Below are 7,855 nucleotides of genomic sequence, written 5' to 3'. Positions count from 1 at the left end.
GTATAATTTTCAAACTATGATATTAAAAATTAAACAAAAAAAGTCTCGATAGAATCGAGACTTTTTTTGTTTGTAAACGGTTTTTATAATTCTTCCTTTTCGGCTGATTTTCGTTCCAGTTCTGCTTGGAACTCTTCCATAACGGGTTTCATAGTGCTTTCAGGAATATCTTCGATACGAATGTACATTAAGCCGTCAATTGCATTGTTGAACAATGGATCCACATTAAAAGCAACTACTCTTGCATTCTGTTTAATGTATTTTTTGATCAATACTGGCAAACGCAAAACACCAGGCTCTAACTCGTCAATAATTTTGTCAAATTTATTTAAGTCGGCTTCAGTTTCGTTAAAGATAAAATCTTTGTCAGCATCCTTTAGTTTGACTTTGTAGGCTTTTTTAGGATGAATGTATTGTGCAATATATGGATCGTAATAATTTGACTTCATAAACTGAATCATCAATGATTTAGAAAAGTCCGAAAATTGATTACTAATACTTACGCCACCCATCAAGAATTTGTGTTCTGGAAAACGGAGCGTGGTATGAATAATGCCTTTCCATAATAAGAATAAAGGCATTGGTTTTTGTTGGTATTCTTTGATGATAAATGCTCTACCCATTTCGATAGATTTACTCATCATGTCGTATAATTCAGGCTCAAAACGGAAAAGGTCATTTAGATAAAATCCTTCAATTCCATGGGCTTTAAAAATTTCAGATCCCAATCCCATTCGGTAAGCGCCTGCGATTTTTTTAGCTTCTTCATCCCATAAAAAAAGATGGTGGTAGTATTTGTCAAATTTGTCTAAGTCTATAGATTCATTTGTGCCTTCGCCTACTTCTCTAAAAGTTACTTCTCTCAAGCGACCAATTTCATGTAAAACATTAGGAATTTTATCTGCTCCCGCAAAAAACACTTCATAGTTTTTACTTTGTAACAATCGACAATCGGTATCACGTAAAGCAGTCACTTCGCTGATAATATTGTCGGCATTGGCGGGAGTAACAATTTCTTTGGGGCTTTTGGGTAGTTTTAAGGTTGGTGTACTTAATAGTTTACTTTCCTTTTCAAAAGGATTTGCAAGCATATAGGTTTTCTTTCTTAAAAATTTTGAGAAAGATTCAATCGTTTTGTATTCGTTTTGTTCGTTGACCGAAATAGGTTTTCCAATACGTACTTTTATCACACGATGTTTTTGACTAAATACTTCCGAAGGCAATTTGGCTGTACGTAAGGTGCTACTGATTTTTGATAGTAAATAAAATAAGCCACTGTTTTTAGCATGAAAATAAATAGGGACTACAGGTACTTGTGCTTTTCGAATAACCTTCATTGCTCCTTCTTCCCATGGTTTGTCTACCATTAATTCTCCGTCTTTATAGCTGGAAACTTCACCGGCTGGAAACATACCTAATGGTTTTCCATCACTCAAATGACGTAATGTTTCTTTTATTCCTATCACGCTTGATTTTGCATCCTTATGATTTTCAAAAGGATTAACAGGCATGATGTATTGTTTAAGAGGTTCTATTCTATGCAATAGGAAATTGGCAATAATTTTAAAATTAGGTTCTCTATCAAGCATTAATTTTAATAGTAGAATACCATCAATACCTCCTAATGGATGGTTTGAAATGGTGATATAAGCACCATCTTTTGGGATTCGTTTTAAATCATCTTCAGGAATTTCAAATTTAATCTGTAAATCGTCCAATATAGCATTTAGAAAAACAACTTCTTTTAAATGTTTGTTTCGATTATAGACTTTGTTTAAAGTTGATATTTTCAGAATTTTCATTAGTAGCCAACCTGAAAAAGTCCCTAAAATCCCGTATTTTTCAATATTTATAGCTTTTGCAACTTCTTTGGCAGTAACTAGACCCATAAGTTATTTTGTTTTTTGAGCGAAAAACAAAGATAGAAAAAAACTCCATTATTTGGCTATGAGGCTATTCTATTTTCGAGTTTTATACGCTATCTTTTTTAATTTTTAGTACTTTTGAAACAATCAAAAATAATACTTGTATGAAGATTATATCGTATAATGTGAATGGAATTCGAGCAGCAATTTCTAAAGGGTTCATTGAATGGTTACAACAAGCAAATCCTGATGTGATTTGTCTTCAAGAAATAAAAGCAACTCCTGAACAGGTTCCTTTGGCTGATTTTGAAGCTGCGGGTTATCCTTACCATTATTGGTTTCCAGCTACCAAAAAAGGGTATAGTGGTGTTGCTGTTTTGTCAAAAATAAAACCTAATAATGTTGTTTATGGCACGGGAATTGAGCACATGGATTTTGAAGGAAGAAACCTTAGGCTCGACTTTGATACCCTTTCAGTAATGAGTTTGTACTTGCCATCAGGAACTAATAGCGAAAGATTGGGGCATAAGTTTATGTATATGGATGATTTCCAGAATTATATTACCGAATTAAAAAAGGAAGTTCCCAATTTAGTTATTTGTGGGGATTATAATATCTGTCATGAGGCAATCGATATTCATGATCCAGTACGGAACAAAAAGGTATCTGGGTTTTTGCCTGAAGAAAGAGCTTGGTTGGATCTTTTCTTAAAAAATGGATTTATTGATAGTTTCCGTTTTTTGAACAAAGAACCTCATAATTATACGTGGTGGACCATGCGTTTTCCATCAGTAAGGTTGAATAATAAAGGATGGCGTATTGATTACTGTTTGGTAAGCGAACCCTTGCGAGAAAAGATAAAAAGGGCGTTAATTTTACCTGAAGCCAAGCATTCAGATCATTGTCCTATTGTGGTTGAAATTGAATAGAGGTTAAACTAATAATTTTTAAATTAAAATAATGATAAAAAAAATGGTCGTCGGATTCTTAGTTTTAGGAATAACAAGTTCATGTGTTTCAAAAAAGATTTATACCGAATTAGAAAATAAATACACTGATTTAAGAAAAGAAAATAGAAGCTTATCAGATGAAAATGCATCTCTTTTGAAGGCCAAAAACGACTTGGAGCAAGAACGTGATCAATTGCAATCACAACAAGAAAAACTGAAGTCAGATTATGCTACGCTTAACGGAAAGTACAATAATCTAGACGCTTCATACAAAGCTTTAGAGAAAAATAGCAGTGAGGCTTTGCAATCAAACATGAATAAAAACCGCGATTTATTGGCTCAATTAGAAGCTAAATCAAAAGCTTTAGCAATTGAACAAGAGCGATTGGATAAAAGTTCTAAGCGTTTGCAGGAGTTAGAATCTCTTATTGCTTCCAAAGAAGAAAGTATGCGAAAATTGAAAGAAACATTGTCAAATGCTTTAAATGGTTTTGAAGGTAAAGGTTTGACCGTAGAACAAAAAAATGGAAAAGTATATGTTTCTATGGAAAACAAATTGTTATTCAATTCAGGAAGCTGGACTGTAGGATCAGAAGGTCGTAAAGCAGTTGTTGAAGTGGGTAAGGTGTTGGGTGATAATCCTGAAATTGCCGTATTAATTGAAGGCCATACAGATGATGATCCTTTTGGGAGTTCTGGTCCAATTGCTAATAACTGGGATTTATCAACGAAGAGAGCCACAGCTATTGTCTCTATTTTGAGCGAAAACAGTGCTATCAACAAGAAAAATTTAACGGCGGCTGGTCGTGGTGAGTTTTCACCATTAGCCACTAATTCTACTAATGAGGGTAAAGCTAAAAATCGTAGAATTGAAATAATTTTGACTCCTAGATTAGATGAAATTTCTAAAATGCTGAATGAAATAAATTAATGTCACATTTAACGGTATTTAATAAAACAAAATATAATTTTAAAACAGTAGTAAGCGAGAGTTTACTGCTGTTTTTTTATTTATTAGTGTTTTAATAAGTGAAAAGGAATGAAGAAAATAGCTCATTTGTAGGGAGCTAATAAAATATTTAGTAGCTTGTCATTTTATAGCTAATAACAGCTTTGAACTTCATCAAAAAAAAACTATTGAAAGAGTACGATATTTTTAAAAGAACCACATTAGTAAAACAAATTACTGAAAATGCTGATTGGGATGTGATTGTCATAGGAGGCGGTGCCACTGGTTTAGGTGTTGCTTTGGATAGTGCTACTCGTGGGTTTAAAACCCTTTTATTAGAGCAAGTGGATTTTGCAAAAGGAACTTCTAGCCGAAGTACAAAACTGCTTCATGGCGGCGTGCGTTATTTGGCTCAAGGCAACATCGATTTGGTCAAGGAGGCATTGCATGAAAGAGGTTTGTTGTTAAAGAATGCTTCACATTTAGTAAGTAATATGTCTTTTATAATTCCTAATTACAGTTGGTGGGAAACATTCAAATTTACTATTGGACTTAAAGTTTATGATGCTTTGGCTGGTAAATTAAGTTTTGGTAAATCAATTCGAATCAATAAGCAAGAAACGTTGTTAAGATTAAGTACTCTTAAAAATAGAAACCTTAAAGGAGGTGTGGTATATCATGATGGACAATTTGATGACTCAAGATTGGCGGTAAATATTGCACAAACTGCGATTGAATATGGGGCTACTGTTTTAAATCATTTTAAAGTGAAAAACCTAACCAAAAATAAACGCGGAATTGTAAATGGAGTTCTAGCTGAAGATGTGGAAACTAATATAACTTATGCATTAAATGCTAAAGTAGTCATCAATGCAACAGGTGTTTTTACGGATGAAATTCTGAAAATGGACAATTCCAAATCAAAGAACATTGTGCGTCCAAGTCAGGGAATTCATTTGGTGTTGGATAGCTCTTTTTTGCCTGGAAAGGATGCTATTATGATTCCAAAAACAAATGATGGCAGGGTATTGTTTTTAGTACCATGGCATAATAAAGTTGTGGTAGGAACGACAGATACGTTATTGAATAGTCATAGTTTAGAGCCAAAAGCTTTAGATAAGGAAGTAGATTTTATTATAAATACAGCCAATGATTATTTGACTAAGAAAGTGAGTAGGGAAGATGTTGATAGTATTTTTGCAGGTTTAAGACCACTGGCGGCACCAAAAGATAAATCTGAAAAAACAAAAGAAATTTCTAGAAGTCATAAAATTATTGTTTCAAATTCTGGTCTTATAACTATTACAGGAGGGAAGTGGACAACCTATCGGAGAATGGCTCAGGATACCATAAACAAAGCTATTGCAATAGGAAAACTACATAAAGCACCTTGTAAAACAAAAAAAATTAAAATTCATGGCGCTACTGACTCTAATGATAAAACGCAACATCAATACATTTACGGAAGTGATCAAAATGGGCTTCAAAGTTTAATAAAAGCGAATCCTGAATTAGGCGAAAAAGTTCATATGCGATTGCCTTATACTAAAGCAGAAATTGTTTGGGCTATTCGTAATGAAATGGCAAGAACTGTTGAAGATGTTTTGGCTAGGCGTGTTCGTATGCTATTTTTAGATGCTCGAGCAACTTTAGAAATAATTCCTATGGTGGCACGTATTGTAGCAAATGAATTAGGCAAAGATGCGTTGTGGGAACAACAACAAATTGAAGAATTTACAAAAATTGCAAATCAATATGTTTTGTAAATACAGGGATAAATAGTCATTTTAGTCTAATTTGAAGAGGAATTGATGAAATTTAAGAAAAGGTTTGGAATTATATTCCAAGCCTTTTTCCTTTTTTAGATACTTTTGTATTTAAATAAGAATCGATAAAATGAAATATAATAAACTACCACATACAAATATAAAAATAAGTGAAGTTTGTCTTGGTACGATGACCTTTGGTCAACAAAACACACAAGCCGAAGGACATGCCCAAATGGATTATGCTTTTGATAAAGGGGTTAATTTTTTTGATACAGCTGAGATGTATTCAATCCCAGGGCATAAAGATACTTATGGGAGTACCGAGAAGATTATAGGTACATGGTTTAAAAATTCAGGAAAAAGAGAAAAAGTTGTTTTGGCAAGTAAGATTGCAGGGCCAAGTCCTATTTTTGGATATATGCGCGAAAAACTGGATTTTTCTCCTAAAAGTATTCAGTATGCATTAGACAATAGTTTAAAACGTCTTCAAACTGATTATATAGATTTGTATCAATTGCATTGGCCAGAACGTAAGACTAATTGTTTTGGGAAACGTGGATTTAAAGTTGAAGGTGATGAGTGGGAAGATAATATCCACCAAGTTTTAGAAACTCTAGACGGATTTATTAAACAAGGAAAAATCAAAAACATAGGAGTATCTAATGAAAATGCTTGGGGAATCATGCGATTTTTAGAGGAAAGTAAATATCATGACTTACCTCGTATTACTACAATCCAAAATCCTTATTCTTTATTGAATCGTCAATTTGAAACGGCATCCGCTGAGGTGTGTTATCGTGAAGATGTTGGTTTGTTAGCGTATTCTCCTTTAGCTTTTGGAGTTTTATCAGGTAAGTTTTTATCAGATGAAAAGCATCCTAAAGCGCGTATTAATTTATTTCCTCAATATTCAAGATACAGTAGTGAACAATGTACCCAGGCGACTCATATGTATGAAGGAATAGCTAAAAATCACGGATTGACGTTAACGCAATTGGCCTTAGCCTTTGTTAATAATCAACCGTATGTTGCAAGTACGATTATTGGTGCCACCACGATGCCACAATTAAAAGAAAACATTGATGCTTTTACCATAAAATTATCAGACGAAATTCTTCATCAAATAGACGCAGTACAGGCTGTTTTTCCTGACCCAGCACCATAATAATTTTTAAAGTAGGATAGGGTTGTAAAATAGTAAAAGCAACCCTTTTAAATTATTTTGTCTTGATGAATTTTACAAATGAGAAAGTTCTTTAATATATTTCAAAGCAATTTCTTTATCTTTTTCTATTTGGTTTTTTAAAATAACAATAGAATCGAATTTTTCTTCTTGACGAATATGATGCAAAATTGAAACTTTTATTTCTTGTCCATATAAATCAGTATCAAAATCTAAATAATGAATTTCGATTGATAATGAATTTGTTCCAATGGTAGGATTAAAACCAATATTCATTATACCAAACACGGTTTTGTCTTCAAGGGTACTTTTTACAACATAAACACCATTGGAAGGGATTAACTTGTAATCCTCTTGTATTTTTAAATTAGCTGTTGGGAAACCAATAGTTCTTCCCAGTTGTTTGCCTTCAACAACAGTTCCTGTTAAAAAATAGTCATACCCTAAATAATTATTAGCAAGAGATATATTTCCTTCAATGATTGCTTTTCGAACTTTGGTAGAACTAACAGATATGTCGTTTAATTCTTGTACTGATATTTGTTCAACTTCAAATCCATATTTTTCACCAAAAAGGATTAAATCATCAATATCAGCTGTTCTATTTCTTCCAAAACGATGATCGTAACCTATGATTATTTTATGAATATGAAATTGATTGACAAGTATTTTTTCGACAAATTCTTCAGCTGTTAGTCTTGAGAAACTTTCGTCAAAAGGATGAATTACTAAGTTTTCAATTCCTATTGCTTTCAAAAGCTTAATTTTTTCAGGTATTGTGTTTAGCAACTTGATTTCTGATTTGTCCTGAAGCACCATTCTAGGATGTGGGAAAAAGGTCAAAACCAGACTTTCAAATTCGTTAGTTTTAGTGTTTTGAATGAGTTTGTCTAGTATTTTTTTATGGCCTATATGCACACCATCAAAAGTACCTAAAGTAAGGATTGTTTTCTTTGTAGTGCTAAAATCTTCTATGGAATGAAAAATCTTCAATGTTATTGTTTTATGGTTTTGCAAATTTATAGTATCTATTTTAATTGTAATCGTTTCGGGAATGGATTTTAACTGTTTTTATAAAGGTTTTGTTGTTTTTTAGTTACAGAAATAATCTGATTTGTTTAAATTTTAAAATAATTAAA

General features: G+C 32.6%; 6 protein-coding genes. 4 read left to right on the top strand and 2 right to left on the bottom strand.

All coding sequences use genetic code 11. The features are described 5' to 3' along the window. Positions 1–83 precede the first annotated feature (83 nt). On the bottom strand, positions 84–1,889 hold the full coding sequence (locus WBQ70_RS09480; protein ID WP_423913349.1) for a GNAT family N-acyltransferase: 1,806 nt from the start codon (positions 1,887–1,889) through the stop codon (positions 84–86). 140 nt (positions 1,890–2,029) lie between these two features. Here WBQ70_RS09480 and WBQ70_RS09475 point away from each other — a divergent pair, with 140 nt between their 5' ends. The 4 genes from WBQ70_RS09475 (at position 2,030) to WBQ70_RS09460 (ending at position 6,698) form a co-directional block, all read left to right on the top strand. Next, on the top strand, positions 2,030–2,794 hold the full coding sequence (locus tag WBQ70_RS09475) for an exodeoxyribonuclease III (protein WP_423913346.1): 765 nt from the start codon (positions 2,030–2,032) through the stop codon (positions 2,792–2,794). A gap of 31 nt (positions 2,795–2,825) precedes the next feature. Further along, the gene (locus WBQ70_RS09470) at positions 2,826–3,746 is read left to right on the top strand and encodes an OmpA family protein (protein WP_423913344.1); all 921 of its coding nucleotides are present in this window, start codon (positions 2,826–2,828) and stop codon (positions 3,744–3,746) included. Between the two features lie 206 nt (positions 3,747–3,952). Next, complete coding sequence (locus tag WBQ70_RS09465; RefSeq protein WP_423913342.1) at positions 3,953–5,530, top strand: FAD-dependent oxidoreductase; 1,578 nt, start codon at positions 3,953–3,955, stop codon at positions 5,528–5,530. A gap of 130 nt (positions 5,531–5,660) precedes the next feature. Continuing rightward, positions 5,661–6,698, top strand: a complete 1,038-nt coding sequence (locus WBQ70_RS09460) for an NADP(H)-dependent aldo-keto reductase (protein WP_423913340.1) — start codon at positions 5,661–5,663, stop codon at positions 6,696–6,698. A gap of 72 nt (positions 6,699–6,770) precedes the next feature. On the opposite strand, the gene WBQ70_RS09455 is transcribed toward WBQ70_RS09460, so the two are convergent. Next, positions 6,771–7,709: a bifunctional riboflavin kinase/FAD synthetase gene (locus WBQ70_RS09455; RefSeq protein WP_423913337.1), complete on the bottom strand. Its 939-nt coding sequence runs from the start codon at positions 7,707–7,709 to the stop codon at positions 6,771–6,773. Between the last annotated feature and the right edge of the window lie 146 nt (positions 7,710–7,855).

This window comes from Flavobacterium sp. (assembly GCF_049590715.1).
Taxonomy (GTDB): Bacteria; Bacteroidota; Bacteroidia; order Flavobacteriales; family Flavobacteriaceae; genus Flavobacterium.
The sequence above is the reverse complement of the archived record's forward strand: the minus strand, read 5'-3'. Positions and strand labels throughout refer to the sequence as shown.